Origin of the sequence: Sphingobium fluviale (genome assembly GCF_004122115.1) — a bacterium.
GTDB classification, from domain to species: Bacteria; Pseudomonadota; Alphaproteobacteria; order Sphingomonadales; family Sphingomonadaceae; genus Sphingobium; species Sphingobium fluviale.
Genome location: NZ_SBKP01000011.1, coordinates 46,144 through 60,709, shown reverse-complemented (window position 1 = coordinate 60,709; position 14,566 = coordinate 46,144). Strand labels below are relative to the sequence as shown.

Genomic DNA, 14,566 nt, shown 5'->3' with positions numbered 1-14,566 from the left:
CAAGCGAATGAATATGCGCGCTACTGCGCTTGTTTAAGTTGCGCCATGAGTTGATCCAGAGACCGCTGGAGCTGCGCCACTTCGACCCGAAGCGCTCTCACCTGTGTTTTCGCCGATGCCTTGTCGATAGTGAGCGCGGCCTTTTTGGGCTTCATCACCAGCTTGCGCAGCCACTGACCGAGTGTCGCGATACCTTTTCTCTGCACCACCAGCGCGCGATTACGCGGAAGCGGGGCTGGGGAGGTGGTGCCAATGTCAGGGGAGGCCTCAGTTCCCCTTGTCAGTGGCTCGCGCAGTCGGGGTAGCGCAAAGGCGCGAAGAGCTTCCGGCTCCTTGCGGGGAGGGGTGACAGGAGGTTTCGTATGCGGAAGACAAATGATCGCAGGTGCGTTGCTGCGACGACGACTGTTAGCACCGCGTCCGCGGTTTCTGCTCTGCTTCATTGAATTAACCCCCGCTTGTTCCCCGGCATCAATTCGTATCAAAAGCAATATGTTGCGTTAACCATATCATATAAACGCACGATGTTGAGTCAGTATTTTTACGGTGCGATGATTTTACAAATCAGAGGAGAGGGGTCAGCGTTTGCGGCTCAATTCACGCATCGCGTCGTCCAGCCCGTCGAGCGAGAGAGGGAACATCCGCTCGTCTAGCAACTGCCGGATCATGCGGTTGGACTGGCTATAGTCCCAATAATCGCGCTTTTCGGGGTTGAGCCACACGGTTGCGGGATAGGTGCGCGCAACCCGTTCCAGCCAAGCCGCGCCCGCCTCCTCGTTCATATGCTCGACACTGCCGCCAGCATGCGTGATCTCGTATGGACTCATCGCGGCATCGCCGACGAAGATCACCTTGTAATCATGGCCATATTTGTGAAGGATGTCCCATGTATTGATCCGTTCAGACCAGCGGCGGCGGTTGTCCTTCCACACGCCCTCATACAGACAGTTGTGAAAATAGAAGAACTCCATTTTCTTGAATTCGCTCGTTGCCGCGCTGAACAGCTCCTCGGTCAGCCTGATGTGCGGGTCCATCGATCCGCCGACATCGAGGAACAGCAGCAGCTTCACTGCATTGCGCCGCTCTGGCCGCATCTGGATGTCGAGGAAACCGCGCTTTGCCGTGCCCTCGATGGTAGCGCCCATGTCCAGCTCTTCCGCAGCGCCCTCACGCGCAAAGCGGCGCAGGCGCCTCAGCGCGACCTTGATGTTGCGCGTACCCAGCTCGCGCGTCGAGTCGAGGTTCTGGAACTCGCGCTTTTCCCATACCTTGATGGCGCGCTTGTGGCGGGATTCGCCGCCGATGCGCACGCCTTCGGGATTATAACCGCTGTTGCCAAACGGCGAGGTGCCGCCGGTGCCAATCCACTTGCTGCCACCCTGATGTCGACCATGCTGCTCTTCGAGGCGCTTCTTGAGCGTCTCCATGATCTCGTCCCAGTCACCCAGCGACTTGATCTTCTCCATCTCCTCCGGGCTGAGGAACTTCTCCGCCACGGCGCGCAGCCAGTCCTCCGGAATATCGCCGGTGATATTGCCGGGAATGTCCAAAAATACGCCCTTGAACACTTTGGCGAACACCTGATCGAACCGGTCGATCAACCCCTCGTCCTTTACATAAGTAGCGCGGGCAAGATAGTAAAACGCCTCCGGCGTCCGCTCGATCACCTCCTTCTCCAGCGCATCGAGCAGCACCAGATGCTCCTTGACGGAGGCAGGGATGCCGGCAGAGCGGAGTTCATCGAGGAAGTTAAGGAGCATAAGTTACCGGTTCAGGGGCGCGGACTCCGGCCCCTTCGGATGATGCGGCAAAGCAGGGTCGAGCTGTGCCCATGACGGTGCGCTTGTCGTCCAGATGATCGCTTGCGGTGGCATGAGTTCAGGGTTGTCGAGGGTGCCCGCGCGCACACGCATCGGCAAGCCGGCAGGCTCAATCGTGCGGCTATACATCTGCGCGCCGCAGTTCGGGCAAAATCCACGCTCCACCCGGTTGCCGCTGTCTGCAATCATCGCAAAGGTTACGATGTCCCCTACATAGGTAACAGCTTCCTCTGGGAAAAGGACGTTGACGGTCGCTGAACCACTGGCAATCCTCTGACAGTCGCGGCACCAGCACATGCGCGCACCCATGGGGTCAGCACTGATCCTGAACCGTACTTGGCCGCACAAACATCCGCCTTCTATCGCCATGTCGTCACCCCCGCCGGCTCATAAACGCCAGCCGCTCGAACAGCATCACGTCCTGCTCGTTCTTCAGCAATGCGCCGTGCAGCGGCGGGATGGCCTTGCGCGTATCCTGCGATTGCAGCACGTCGAGCGGCATGTCCTCTGCCAGCAACAGCTTCAGCCAGTCGAGCAGCTCGCTCGTGCTGGGTTTTTTCTTGAGGCCCGGCACCTCCCGTACGCTATAGAAAATCTCCAAAGCGCGGCTCACCAATATCTTCTGGATGCCGGGGAAGTGCACGTCGATGATCGCCTGCATTGTCTCCCGGTCCGGGAACTGGATATAGTGGAAGAAGCAGCGGCGCAGGAAGGCGTCAGGCAGCTCCTTCTCATTGTTCGAGGTGATGACGACGATCGGGCGCTCCTGTGCCTTCACCGTCTCGCCCGTCTCATAGACATGGAACTCCATCCGATCCAGCTCCTGTAGCAGATCGTTGGGGAACTCGATGTCGGCCTTGTCGATCTCGTCGATCAGCAGCACCGGCAGCTTGGGGGAGGTGAACGCCTCCCACAACTTGCCCTTGCGGATATAGTTGGAAATGTCATGGACGCGTTCGTCGCCCAGTTGCCCATCACGCAGGCGGGCCACGGCGTCATATTCATAGAGGCCCTGATGCGCCTTGGTCGTGGACTTGATGTTCCACTCGATCAGCGGTGCGTCGAGCGCGGCGGCGATCTGCTGTGCCAGCACGGTTTTGCCCGTGCCCGGCTCGCCCTTCACCAATAGCGGTCGCCGCAACAACACGGCGGCGTTAACCGCGACCTTCAGGTCAGCTGTGGCGACATAATCGGCGGTGCCTTCAAAACGCATGAATCTGGTCTTCCCCATGTTGCACTGCACGGGGCGTAGAACGGGCTGGCCGCCAGAGCAAGCGAAGAAGGGCGGGCTTATCCTTCGGTTGTGCGGATGCTCGCACGGGCCTGCATCAGCGCCCACAGGCCGCGATGCTGGTTGAGGAGCTGACGCGCGCCGAACTGGATGGCACGGGCCGAGGCCTCATCAATGGCGATAGCGCGCGCAACGGAAAGCGTATCTTCCACAGACGGCAGCGCGCATTTGCTCGGTTCGATCCCGGCGCGGATCGCCGCACGATCCAGTAGATGGCGCACGCCCACCCAGTCCAGAACCAAGGTCAGCGCGGCCCCCATCGCGCAACCGCGACGATCGGACTGGGAGAGCATTTCCAGTGCATGCCGCTGTTGCAGCACCGCCGAATCGCAGTTGTTCTGGCCGCTCGTGCTCGGCACCGGGCCAAGCGCAACGGAAACACGGGTCAGGGTAGCGCGTTCATCGGCAAAGGCCTCACACACCTGCAACAGCCATTTGCGCGCGGCATTATCTGTGCTGCGTGTAGCGGCATGATCGACAACGCCCGGAAAGCGCCCATGCAGAAGGCAGAGATAATGTGCGGCATCGGCCAGCGCAGCGAGCGGGCGTGCGCCATGATTGCCGGCATCTGCGCAGAGCGATTGGACATGCGGCTGTGCCGCCGTGCCATCCGCCTCGACCAGGGCCATCAATATTGAATCCATGGCGTCAGTTCGCGCGCCGTGGGAAAAGTTCGTGTGCTGCATGTTCTACCTCGTTCATTCCCCTGTTTTTGGCCCTGGGGTTCGAGGATCGATTATATGGCAGCGCAGTAAACGACGGGTTTATGCGGATTTTCAATTGGCCGCAGAAATCCTGTCTCTTTTGTCCCGCTTTGAGGCGTTAACCAATATTCTATGGTTACTGATCGAGAAAGGATCGCATCTTGCGGCTGCGCGAGGGGTGTTTCAGCTTCCTCAGCGCCTTCGCCTCGATCTGGCGGATGCGCTCGCGAGTCACGCTGAACTGCTGGCCCACTTCCTCCAGCGTGTGATCGGTGTTCATGCCGATGCCGAAGCGCATGCGCAGCACGCGTTCCTCGCGCGGGGTCAGGCTGGCGAGAACGCGGGTGACGGTTTCCTTGAGATTCGCCTGAATCGCGGCGTCCACCGGAATGATCGCGTTCTTGTCCTCGATGAAATCGCCGAGATGGCTGTCTTCCTCGTCGCCGATCGGCGTTTCGAGGGAGATCGGCTCTTTGGCGATCTTCATCACCTTGCGCACTTTTTCGAGCGGCATCGAAAGGCGCTCGGCCATTTCCTCCGGCGTAGGCTCGCGGCCCTGCTCGTGCAGGAACTGGCGAGATGTGTGCACCAGCTTGTTGATCGTTTCGATCATATGCACGGGGATTCGGATCGTGCGCGCCTGATCCGCAATCGAGCGCGTGATCGCCTGCCTGATCCACCAGGTCGCATAGGTGCTGAACTTGTAGCCGCGGCGATACTCGAACTTGTCCACAGCCTTCATCAGGCCGATATTGCCTTCCTGAATCAGGTCGAGGAACTGCAGCCCTCGGTTGGTATATTTCTTGGCGATGGAGATGACGAGGCGCAGGTTTGCCTCCACCATTTCCTTCTTGGCGATGCGCGCCTCGCGTTCGCCTTTTTGTACCATGTTGACGATGCGGCGAAACTCGCTGAGCGCCATGCCGGTGGCCTGCGCGATTTCGGCGACCTCGTTGCGGATGCGGTCCACCGCATGCGCCTCGTTGGCAGCGAAGGCGGCCCACTTCTTGTCGATCCCTGCGATCTTCTCCATCCAGCCTTCGTCAAGCTCGTGGTTGATATAGTTATCGAGGAAGTCCTTGCGCGGCACCTTATGACGCTCGGCCAGGCGCAGCATCTGCCCGCCCAGCGTGGTGAGGCGGCGGTTATAGCTGTAGAGCTGATCGACGAGATATTCGATCTTCTGCTGGTGGAACTGCACGCTTTCGACTTCGGCAGTGAGGTCTTCACGCAGCTGCTGGTAGCTATCCTCGTCTTTCTGGCTGATGGCCTCACCCGAAGCCATCGCCTCCAGCCGGGCGGCCTGCGCAGCGGCGAACTGGTGGAAAATCTCGGCAATGGCGGCGAACTTCTCCAGCGCCATCGGCTTCAGCGTTTCTTCCATCTGCGCGAGCGAGAGGGTGTTGTCGTCCTCGTCTTCTTCCTCAACGCGCGGCGCGCGGCGCTCCACCAGCGAATCCTCGTCCTCGTCAGAGGCTTCAGGCTCTTCCTCTACCTCGTCCTCGTCCTTGAAGCTGGGGCCGGCGGTCTTTTCAGAGATTTCCCCGTCGTCGTCGCCCTCATCGTCGTCAGAAAGGCTTTCGGGCGCGGGGTCTTTGGAGAGCATCGCCTCCAGATCGAGGATCTCGCGCAGCTGCATCTCGCCATTATTGAGCGCGTTGGACCATTCGATGATCGCGTGGAAGGTCGTCGGGCTTTCGCACAGGCCGAGGATCATCGTATCGCGCCCGGCCTCGATGCGCTTGGCAATCGCGATCTCGCCCTCGCGCGATAGCAGCTCGACCGCGCCCATCTCGCGCAGATACATGCGCACCGGATCATCCGTGCGGTCGACAGTTTCTTTCTTCTTCTCGGTAACGAGCAGTTCGTTGTCTTCGGTGGCCTCATCGCCGGAAGAGTCGATAGCCTCGACTTCTTCATCGCGAGCATCGTCGCCTTCTTCGCCGACTTCTTCGTTCTCGACGACATTGACGCCCATGTCGTTCAAGGCCGACATCACATCCTCAATCTGTTCAGAGGACATCTGATCCTCCGGCAGCGCAGCGTTCAGCTCGTCTACCGTGATGTAGCCGCGCTTCACGGCCTTGGCGATCATCTTCTTGACCGAAGCCTCGTTAAGATCAAGCAGCGGCGCATCACCGCTTTCCAGTTCATCGCCCTGACCTTTGTTCGCCTTGCTCGCCATGTATTCGCCTTGTGTTTCTGATGGCCGTTCAGGCGGCCATGAGCTGTTCTTCTATATTCGCCTTGAGTTCCTTGAGGCGCTCGTCATTCTGTCGCTTGCTGGCGATCAGGCTGAGATGGTCCTGCCACAAGGCCTCATATCTGGTGTCATCGTCGCGATGCGCATAAAGCTCTGTTGTCAATCGTTCAAGCTTTGGCGGATATTCCTGCTCAAACACCAGCAGATTTATAACTTCTCCCAAATCCTTTTCCGCCACTTCCTTGTCGCCATCGGCTCTGTAGAAGGAAAAAGCCATGTCATGAGCAATGCTCCGACGTTCGGGTTCAGCAAGCGAGGCATCGGCCAATATGGCGTCTATCAGGCTTTCTTCAAGGGCCGCGCGCTCAAATGATGCGCGAATGAGCAGCGAAGACCACTCGGCCAGCACAGGGCTGGGCATAGCGAGAGCGCTCAGTTGCTCGCGGTGGGTATAGAGCACGCCGGGATAGCGCGAGAGACCGAGCAGAATAGCCCGTTTGACCATCTGGTCGATCCGAACCGCCATATTGCCGAGATCGCCGGGGGTGCCGTTGCCTCCGCGGATTTCATCGCGCGAACGATTGATGAAGCCGCGAACGGCCGCGCGTTCTTGGCGTTTCCAGCCGAACTCCGCCCAAAAGCGGTCCTTGAGCGCGCGCTCATATTCGCGGCGGACGAGATCATGCGCGATGGTGCTTGCGTGTTCATTGAGCCGTTGTTGTAGTCCCGCGCGGGCTTCGGGTGTAGTGGCGGGCGTTGCGCTCTGTTCATGCAGCCACAGCCGCTCGACCAGAGGAGTGGGGGAGGCGACACAGCTCTCAAACCCGGCCGCACCTCTTGCCTTCACCAGATCATCAGGGTCCATGCCTTGCGGAAGCGTCACGAAGCTTAAAGACCGGCCCGGCTGGAGCAGGGGCAGGGCGCGCAAGGCCGCGCGGTCCGCCGCCTTCTGCCCGGCACTGTCACCGTCGAAGCAGAGGATCGGCACATCGGCCAGCTTCCACAGCCGCTCTATCTGATGTTCGGTGAGCGCTGTGCCCAGCGGCGCAACGCACTCATGGATGCCCGCCTGCGCCAGCGCAACCACATCCATATAGCCTTCAACGACAATGATCCGCCCCGCAGAGCGCGCAGCAGGCAACGCCTTGTCTAGATTATAGAGCGTGCGCCCCTTGTCGAAGAGCGGGGTATCCGGGGAGTTCAGATATTTCGGCTCGCCCGCTCCGATAATACGTCCACCGAACGCGATCACCCGCCCGCGCCCATCGCGGATCGGGATCATCAACCGGCCACGAAAGCGGTCATACGGCTCGCGGCCCTTGTCGTCGGGCTGGATCAGCAGCCCAGCCTCGATCAGCAGCGGTTCTGGAAATTCCTTCAGCGCGGCCTTGAGCTTGCCGCGCGAATCCGGCGCATAGCCAAAGCCGAAGGCGCGGCGCGTGGCGTCGGTTATGCCACGCTTCTCAAGGTAAGCCCGCGCCTCTGCGCCTTCTATCCCGCCCAACTGGCCCTCGAACCAGTCCTGCGCAGCCTGACACGCCTCGTGCAAGCCTTTCGCGGCCTCTGCTTGGCGCGCGGCGCGTGGATCGGGCGTGGGAACCTGCATGCCCGCCGCATCCGCCAGCTCCTTCACGGCGTCCATGAACGGCAGCCCGCGATTATCGGTCATCCAGCGGATCGCATCGCCATGCGCGCCACAGCCAAAGCAGTGGTAAAAGCCCTTCTCGTCGTTGATCGTGAAGCTGGGTGTCTTCTCGTTATGGAAGGGGCAGCAGGCCTTATATTCGCGGCCAGCCTTCGTCACCTTCACGCTCTTGCCGATGAGGGTAGAGAGCGTTGTTCGCGCGCGCAACTCGTCAAGGAACTGGGGCGATAAGGACATGACCTATTATACTGGTGTAACCCCGAACCGGGTTGGTTTCAATCTTCAATAACGGTATAACAACCAAAACTGATGGGGGGGGGCAACCATGGCAACTGCTAACAACGCCACATCCACGGGCAACAGCGCCCGCAGCACCGAGTCTTCATTCTTTACGATTTGCGCGGTCATCATGGCGCTGCTGATCGTTGCAGGATTTTCCGTTAATCTGGCTATGGGCCGATCGACCTTCGCGGTCCCGCCGGTCTTTCATTTTCATGCCTTTGTCTTTTTCGGGTGGGTCGCGTTGTACCTCGCGCAGAGCTTTTCGATAGCGCGGGGCAATATCGGCCTGCACCGCAAGTTGGGCAAGTTCGCCTATGCGTTCGTCCCGGTGATGGTTGTACTCGGCACCGTGCTCTCTCTCACCTCGCTGCGGCGAACCGGCTCTCCCTTCTTCTTCGATCAGCGCGAGTTCCTGTTCGCCAATATCATGATGCTGTGGCTGTTTGGCATATTGGCGATCACAGCATTGCGCATGCCGCGCAGTACCGGCTGGCACCCCCGCCTGATGCTCACCGGCATGGCGATTCTCGTCGGCCCCGGCTTTGGGCGTCTGCTGCCGATGCCGTATATGATCCCCTATGCCTTCCTGATCTCGGAGATGCTCGTTCTGGTGTTTCCTATAGCGGGCATGATTGCGGACAGGCGCCGCACAGGCCGCGTTCACCCCGCGTGGGCGTGGGGCATAGGCGCCATCCTCCTCACTCAGCTTGTTGCCGATGTGCTGGCCTTCAGCGACTGGGGCGGGGCCGTCACGCAGGCTGTCGTCGCGGGCACCCCCGGCGCGCAGCGGCCGATGGAGCCTTTCTTGCCGCCCGGCTTCTGACCAACAGGCTTAGGCGAGCGCCGCCTTCACAAGGCCGCTCGCCTTGCTCATGTCGATCACGGTGCCGTGGCGTTCCTTCAGCAGCGCCATCACGCGGCCCATATCCTTGACCGATGCCGCGCCGACCTCGGCCTTGATCGCCTCGATCGCCGCCTTGGTCTCGTCTTCGCTCATCTGGCGGGGAAGAAAGCTCTCGATCACATCAAGCTCGGCCTGCTCCTTCGCCGCCAGCTCGGCGCGGCCGCCCTGCTCATACATAGTGATCGATTCGCGCCGCTGCTTGACCATTTTTTGCAAGACATCGACGACGACAGCGTCATCCTCCGGCACCTGGGATGCGGTCCGCAGCTCTATGTCCCGGTCCTTCAGTTTGGCGAGGATGAGGCGCACGGCGGCAAGGCGTTCCTTATCCCCGCCCTTCATCGCCTCGATTTGCGCGGCCTTGATATCGTCACGGATCATGACGGTGCGAATCCTTCATTGATGCTAGGAAATAAAGGACCACATATAACGGTGAAATCATTTTTTAACAGTCATTGACCGCGCCGCAGCAAAGGCATAGGGAACCGGCCGTTTAGCCTGCGTTTCTTGCGATAGAAGCGCGGCCCAATACAAAGCAAAAGCCCACAGAGCAAAAGCAAGGAACGAACGATCATGGCAACCGCCAAATACCCTATCACGCCTAAAGGAGCGACCGGGGTATTGGTATTGGCGGATGGCACATGCGTCTTTGGCCGGGGCTTTGGCGCGGTGGGCGATGCGGTGGGCGAGGTATGCTTCAACACCGCGATCACCGGCTATCAGGAGATCATGACCGACCCGAGCTATGCCGGGCAGATCATCACCTTCACCTTCCCGCACATCGGCAATGTCGGCACCAACCCGGAGGATGTGGAGCGCGAGGCGCCGCACGCACTGGGCTGCATCGTGCGCGAGGATGTGACCGAGCCGTCGAACTTCCGCAATGTGCAGGGGTTCGACGCATGGATGGCGCAGACCGGGCGCATCGGCATTTCGGGCGTGGATACGCGCGCGCTCACCCGGCGCATCAGGATGCAGGGCGCGCCCAACGCCGTGATCGCGCATGATCCGGCGGGCAAGTTCGATCTCGCCGCGCTGCATGAGAAGGCAAAGAGCTGGCCGGGGCTGGTGGGTATGGACCTCGCGATCAGCGTGACGGGCGCGCAACGCGAATGGGCTGGCGGCGTGTGGTCGTTGGGGCAGGGCTATGCTCAGGGCGAGGGGAGCGAGAAGCCCCACGTCGTCGCGATAGACTATGGCGCGAAGGACAATATCTTCCGCTCGCTGGTAAAGGCCGGCGCGCGCGTCACCGTGCTGCCCGCCACGGCGAGCTACGAAGACATCATGGCGCTCAATCCTGCGGGCGTGTTCCTCTCCAACGGCCCCGGCGATCCGGCGGCGACGGGCGAATATGCCGTCCCGGTAATCCGCAAGCTCTTGGACGCCAACATGACGATCTTCGGCATCTGCCTGGGCCACCAGATGCTGGCGCTGGCGGGCGGCGCCAAGACGATCAAGATGCACCAAGGCCATCGCGGCGCGAACCACCCGGTCAAGCATCTGGAAAAAGGCGTGGTGGAGATCACCAGCATGAACCACGGCTTCGCGGTGGACGCCAAGACTCTGCCCGACAATGTGGTCGAAACGCATGTGAGCCTGTTCGATGGCTCCAACTGCGGCATCGCCTTCACCGACAGACAAGCCTTCGGCGTACAATACCACCCCGAAGCCTCCCCCGGCCCGCAGGACAGCTTCTACCTGTTCGAGAAGTTTGTGGGGGGATTGAGGTGAGAGATAGGATTGAAGGCCTTGCTGAGGCCATTCTTCAATTTTTGTCCAATAGCACTGATGAGAATGGTAATCCCGAATGGGTTGGCTTCAACGAAATGGCAGCGTCGTTGGCCAGATGGCAGTTTAAGGGAAATAAATACGGATATATCCCTATTGTGCTCTTTGAGGATATTGTGGAAGCACTAGAGCAAGCAATCAGCGATGACCTTTTAGAAGCTCGCTCAGGACTACCGGTCAGAGAAAATTTTTTTCGCGTCACAGATCATTATGTTTACGAGAGTGCAGGTTTCTCAGATGATTTAGTAATTGATACAGCGCCAACCAGCAACAATGGCTCTTCATTTGATAGCTCGATGTGGACGGGAGTAACGAAAGTTGGAGTGCTTACCGAAGAGTCAGCAGGGAGGCTCAAGACGGCGCTAATTATAGTTGAAGATGCGGTCATGCAGTCGGGTGCTACAAACCAAGAAAAAGCTCAAGCCCGCGCCTATATATTAGCGTTACATGCGCTGGCTGACGCACCTGAGCCGCCTGCAGAATTGATTTGGAAGATAGTGCAAGTTGTTAGTGCTATTACCGGAATAGGCTCATTTTTTGTTTCTCTTATGACACTTTATAAATAGGCCAATAATGCCCAAAAGAACTGACATATCCTCCATCCTCATCATTGGCGCGGGGCCGATCATTATCGGTCAGGCGTGCGAGTTCGATTATTCGGGCACGCAGGCGGTCAAGGCGCTGAAAGAGGAGGGCTATCGCATCGTCCTCGTCAACTCCAACCCCGCGACGATCATGACCGATCCCGATCTCGCGGACGCGACCTATATCGAGCCGATCACGCCGGAGATCGTCGCCAAGATCATTGAGAAGGAGCGGCCGGACGCCGTGCTGCCCACCATGGGCGGCCAGACCGCGCTCAACACGGCTTTAGCGCTGTTCAACGATGGCACGCTGGAGAAATATGGCTGCCAGATGATCGGCGCGGATGCGGAGGCGATCGACAAGGCGGAGGATCGTCTCAAGTTCCGTGATGCGATGGACAAGATCGGCCTCGAAAGCGCGCGCAGCCGCATCGCGCACAGCATGGAAGAGGCGATGGAGGCTCTGGATTTCACCGGCCTGCCCGCGATCATCCGCCCCAGCTTCACCATGGGCGGCACCGGCGGTGGCGTCGCGTATAACAAGGACGAGTTCCGTCACATCGTCGGCACCGGCCTCGATGCCTCGCCCACCACCGAGGTGCTGATCGAGGAATCGCTGTTGGGGTGGAAAGAATATGAGATGGAGGTCGTGCGGGACCGCAACGACAACGCCATCATCATCTGCTCCATCGAAAATGTCGATCCGATGGGCGTACACACCGGTGACTCGATCACCGTCGCGCCTGCGCTGACGCTGACGGACAAGGAATATCAGATCATGCGCAACGCCTCATTGGCAGTGTTGCGGGAGATCGGCGTCGAGACCGGCGGTTCGAACGTACAGTTCGCAGTCAACCCCAAGGATGGCCGCCTGATCGTGATCGAGATGAACCCGCGCGTCTCGCGGTCCTCGGCGCTTGCCTCCAAGGCGACCGGCTTCCCGATTGCCAAGGTCGCGGCAAAGCTTGCCGTCGGCTACACGCTCGATGAGATCATGAACGACATCACCGGTGCGACGCCTGCCAGCTTCGAGCCGACGATCGATTATGTCGTGACCAAGATCCCCCGCTTCGCGTTCGAGAAGTTCAAGGGCGCGGAGCCGCTGCTCGGCACGGCGATGAAATCCGTCGGCGAGGTGATGGCGATCGGCCGCAACATCCATGAGTCTATGCAAAAGGCGCTGCGCGGGCTGGAGACGGGGCTGAGCGGCTTCAACATCGTCGATCATCTGGTCGGCGCGCCCAAGGATGACATTATCGCGGCCTTGGGCCAGCCGACGCCGGATCGTCTGCTCATCGCCGCGCAGGCATTGCGCGAGGGGCTTTCGGTGGCGGAGATCCACTCGGTCGCCAAGTTCGACCCGTGGTTCCTTGAGCGGATCAAGGAGATCGTCGAGGCCGAGGCTGAAGTGCTGGAAAACGGCTTGCCGCAGACGGCGGAAGGGATGCGCAAGCTCAAATCCATGGGCTTTTCCGACGCGCGGCTGTCGTTCCTCGCGCTGCAATCGGCGCATCTGCTCGCCCCGCAGGCGGCAAAGGGCCACGGCCTGCTGCACGATGCGGTGAAGGCGATGACCGGCGCAACAACTGAGTCCGAGGTCCGCGCCCTGCGTCACAAGCTCGGCGTACGCCCGGTGTTCAAGCGGATAGACACCTGCGCGGCGGAGTTTGAGGCGAAAACGCCGTATATGTATTCGACCTACGAGGCGCCTTCGTTTGGCGAGCCGGAGTGCGAGAGCGCGCCGACTGACCGCAAGAAGGTCGTGATCCTCGGCGGCGGGCCGAACCGGATCGGGCAGGGGATCGAGTTCGATTATTGCTGCTGCCACGCCTGTTTCGCGCTCGAAGATGCAGGCTATGAGACGATCATGGTCAACTGCAATCCCGAAACGGTGAGCACCGACTACGACACGTCTGACCGGCTCTATTTCGAGCCGCTGACGGTCGAGGATGTGCTCGAAATCTTGCAGAAAGAGATGCAGAACGGCACTTTGGTGGGCGTTATCGTGCAGTTTGGCGGGCAGACGCCGTTAAAGCTGGCGCAGGCGTTGGAGGATGCGGGCATCCCGATCCTCGGCACCACGCCGGACGCGATTGACCTTGCTGAAGACCGCGAACGCTTTGCCGCGCTGGTGACGAAGCTGGGTTTGAAGCAACCCGCCAACGGCATCGCGCGGAGCCGGGAGGAGGCCATCGCGGTCGCCAATCGCATCGGCTATCCTGTGCTGATGCGCCCCTCCTATGTGCTCGGCGGGCGGGCGATGGAGATCGTCGACGGGCAGGCACAGCTGGAGGAGTATATCGCGACGGCAGTGCAAGTTTCCGGGGATTCTCCGGTACTTATCGACCAATATTTACGCGACGCGATAGAAGTCGATGTCGATGCGATCTGCGATGGGGATGATGTCGTGGTGGCGGGCGTCCTCCAGCATATCGAGGAGGCCGGGGTCCATTCGGGCGATAGCGCCTGCTCCCTGCCGCCCTACAGCCTCTCTGCCGAAATAATCGCAGAGATTGAACGACAGACCGACGCGCTCGCCCGCGCGCTCAAGGTGCGCGGTTTGATGAACATTCAGTTCGCGGTGAAGGACGGCTCGGTCTACCTCATCGAGGTAAACCCGCGCGCCAGCCGCACCGTCCCCTTCGTCGCCAAGGCGATCGGCGCGCCGGTCGCGAAAATCGCCGCGCGGGTCATGGCCGGAGAAAAGCTCGCGAATCTGCCAAAGATCGATCGCAACGCGATTTCGCACATCGCGGTGAAAGAGGCGGTGTTCCCGTTCAACCGCTTCCCCGGTGTTGACCCGGTGCTCAGCCCGGAAATGAAAAGTACGGGTGAGGTCATGGGCATCGACAGCGATTTCGCGACCGCATTTGCGAAGTCACAGCTCGGCGCGGGCACTGTCCTGCCGCGCGAGGGAGCCATCTTCGTCTCGGTGAAAGACAGCGACAAACCGGTGATCTTGCCTGCGGTCCAGAAAGCCGCCGCGATGGGATTTGCTATCGTCGCCACCGGCGGCACCGCGCGCTATCTGGTGGAGAAGGGCATTGCGGTCGAGACGATCAACAAGGTGGCACAGGGTCGTCCACATATCGTTGATCGTATAACCGATGGCGGAATCGCTATGATCTTCAACACCACCGAGGGCTGGCAATCGCTGAAAGACAGCCAAGCTATCCGCACAAGCGCGCTGAGGATGAAGATACCGAGCTTCACCACCGCTGCGGCAAGTGTCGCCGTGGTGGATGCAATAGAAGCTTTGAAGGCGCATCCCCTTGAAGTAAGGGCGTTGCAATCCTATTATCACTAACCCTGACTAGTGAATTCCGATCAGGATGACGATTATGC

General features: G+C 60.0%; 12 protein-coding genes. 4 read left to right on the top strand and 8 right to left on the bottom strand.

Annotation, left to right across the window (positions count from 1 at the left end):
* Window positions 1-20: 20 nt before the first annotated feature.
* From EQG66_RS11335 to dnaG, 7 genes are all read right to left on the bottom strand, one after another.
* The gene (locus EQG66_RS11335) at window positions 21-209 is read right to left on the bottom strand and encodes a hypothetical protein (RefSeq protein ID WP_129404706.1); all 189 of its coding nucleotides are present in this window, start codon (window positions 207-209) and stop codon (window positions 21-23) included.
* Window positions 210-578: 369 nt separating this feature from the next.
* Entirely contained in the window at window positions 579-1,760 is a 1,182-nt protein-coding gene (locus EQG66_RS11330) for a vWA domain-containing protein (protein ID WP_129404705.1), read from the bottom strand.
* Between the two features lie 3 nt (window positions 1,761-1,763).
* On the bottom strand, window positions 1,764-2,189 hold the full coding sequence (locus EQG66_RS11325; RefSeq protein ID WP_129404704.1) for a GFA family protein: 426 nt from the start codon (window positions 2,187-2,189) through the stop codon (window positions 1,764-1,766).
* Window positions 2,190-2,193: 4 nt separating this feature from the next.
* Window positions 2,194-3,033, bottom strand: a complete 840-nt coding sequence (locus EQG66_RS11320; protein ID WP_129404703.1) for an AAA family ATPase — start codon at window positions 3,031-3,033, stop codon at window positions 2,194-2,196.
* Window positions 3,034-3,110: 77 nt separating this feature from the next.
* On the bottom strand, window positions 3,111-3,740 hold the full coding sequence (locus EQG66_RS11315) for a DUF6975 family protein (protein ID WP_342775139.1): 630 nt from the start codon (window positions 3,738-3,740) through the stop codon (window positions 3,111-3,113).
* Between the two features lie 211 nt (window positions 3,741-3,951).
* Complete coding sequence (gene rpoD, locus EQG66_RS11310) at window positions 3,952-6,000, bottom strand: RNA polymerase sigma factor RpoD (protein WP_129404701.1); 2,049 nt, start codon at window positions 5,998-6,000, stop codon at window positions 3,952-3,954.
* A 28-nt stretch (window positions 6,001-6,028) separates the two neighbouring features.
* Window positions 6,029-7,900 carry a DNA primase gene (dnaG, locus tag EQG66_RS11305; protein WP_129404700.1) on the bottom strand — a complete coding sequence of 624 codons (1,872 nt, stop codon included), beginning with the start codon at window positions 7,898-7,900 and terminating at the stop codon, window positions 6,029-6,031.
* Between the two features lie 88 nt (window positions 7,901-7,988).
* Here dnaG and EQG66_RS11300 point away from each other — a divergent pair, with 88 nt between their 5' ends.
* Window positions 7,989-8,768, top strand: a complete 780-nt coding sequence (locus tag EQG66_RS11300; protein ID WP_129404699.1) for a hypothetical protein — start codon at window positions 7,989-7,991, stop codon at window positions 8,766-8,768.
* A 9-nt stretch (window positions 8,769-8,777) separates the two neighbouring features.
* Here EQG66_RS11300 and EQG66_RS11295 read toward each other — a convergent pair whose 3' ends face one another.
* Complete coding sequence (locus EQG66_RS11295; RefSeq protein ID WP_129404698.1) at window positions 8,778-9,230, bottom strand: GatB/YqeY domain-containing protein; 453 nt, start codon at window positions 9,228-9,230, stop codon at window positions 8,778-8,780.
* A gap of 192 nt (window positions 9,231-9,422) precedes the next feature.
* On the opposite strand from EQG66_RS11295, the gene carA reads away from it, so the two are divergent.
* Genes carA through carB form a run of 3 tightly spaced genes read left to right on the top strand, consistent with a single transcriptional unit; the run spans window position 9,423 to window position 14,528 of the window.
* Complete coding sequence (carA, locus tag EQG66_RS11290; protein ID WP_129404697.1) at window positions 9,423-10,580, top strand: glutamine-hydrolyzing carbamoyl-phosphate synthase small subunit; 1,158 nt, start codon at window positions 9,423-9,425, stop codon at window positions 10,578-10,580.
* The gene (locus EQG66_RS11285) at window positions 10,577-11,203 is read left to right on the top strand and encodes a hypothetical protein (RefSeq protein WP_129404696.1); all 627 of its coding nucleotides are present in this window, start codon (window positions 10,577-10,579) and stop codon (window positions 11,201-11,203) included. Before carA ends, EQG66_RS11285 begins: the two co-directional genes overlap by 4 nt.
* A gap of 7 nt (window positions 11,204-11,210) precedes the next feature.
* Window positions 11,211-14,528, top strand: coding sequence for a carbamoyl-phosphate synthase large subunit (gene carB, locus EQG66_RS11280; protein ID WP_129404695.1), 3,318 nt, complete (start codon window positions 11,211-11,213; stop codon window positions 14,526-14,528).
* Window positions 14,529-14,566 lie beyond the last annotated feature (38 nt).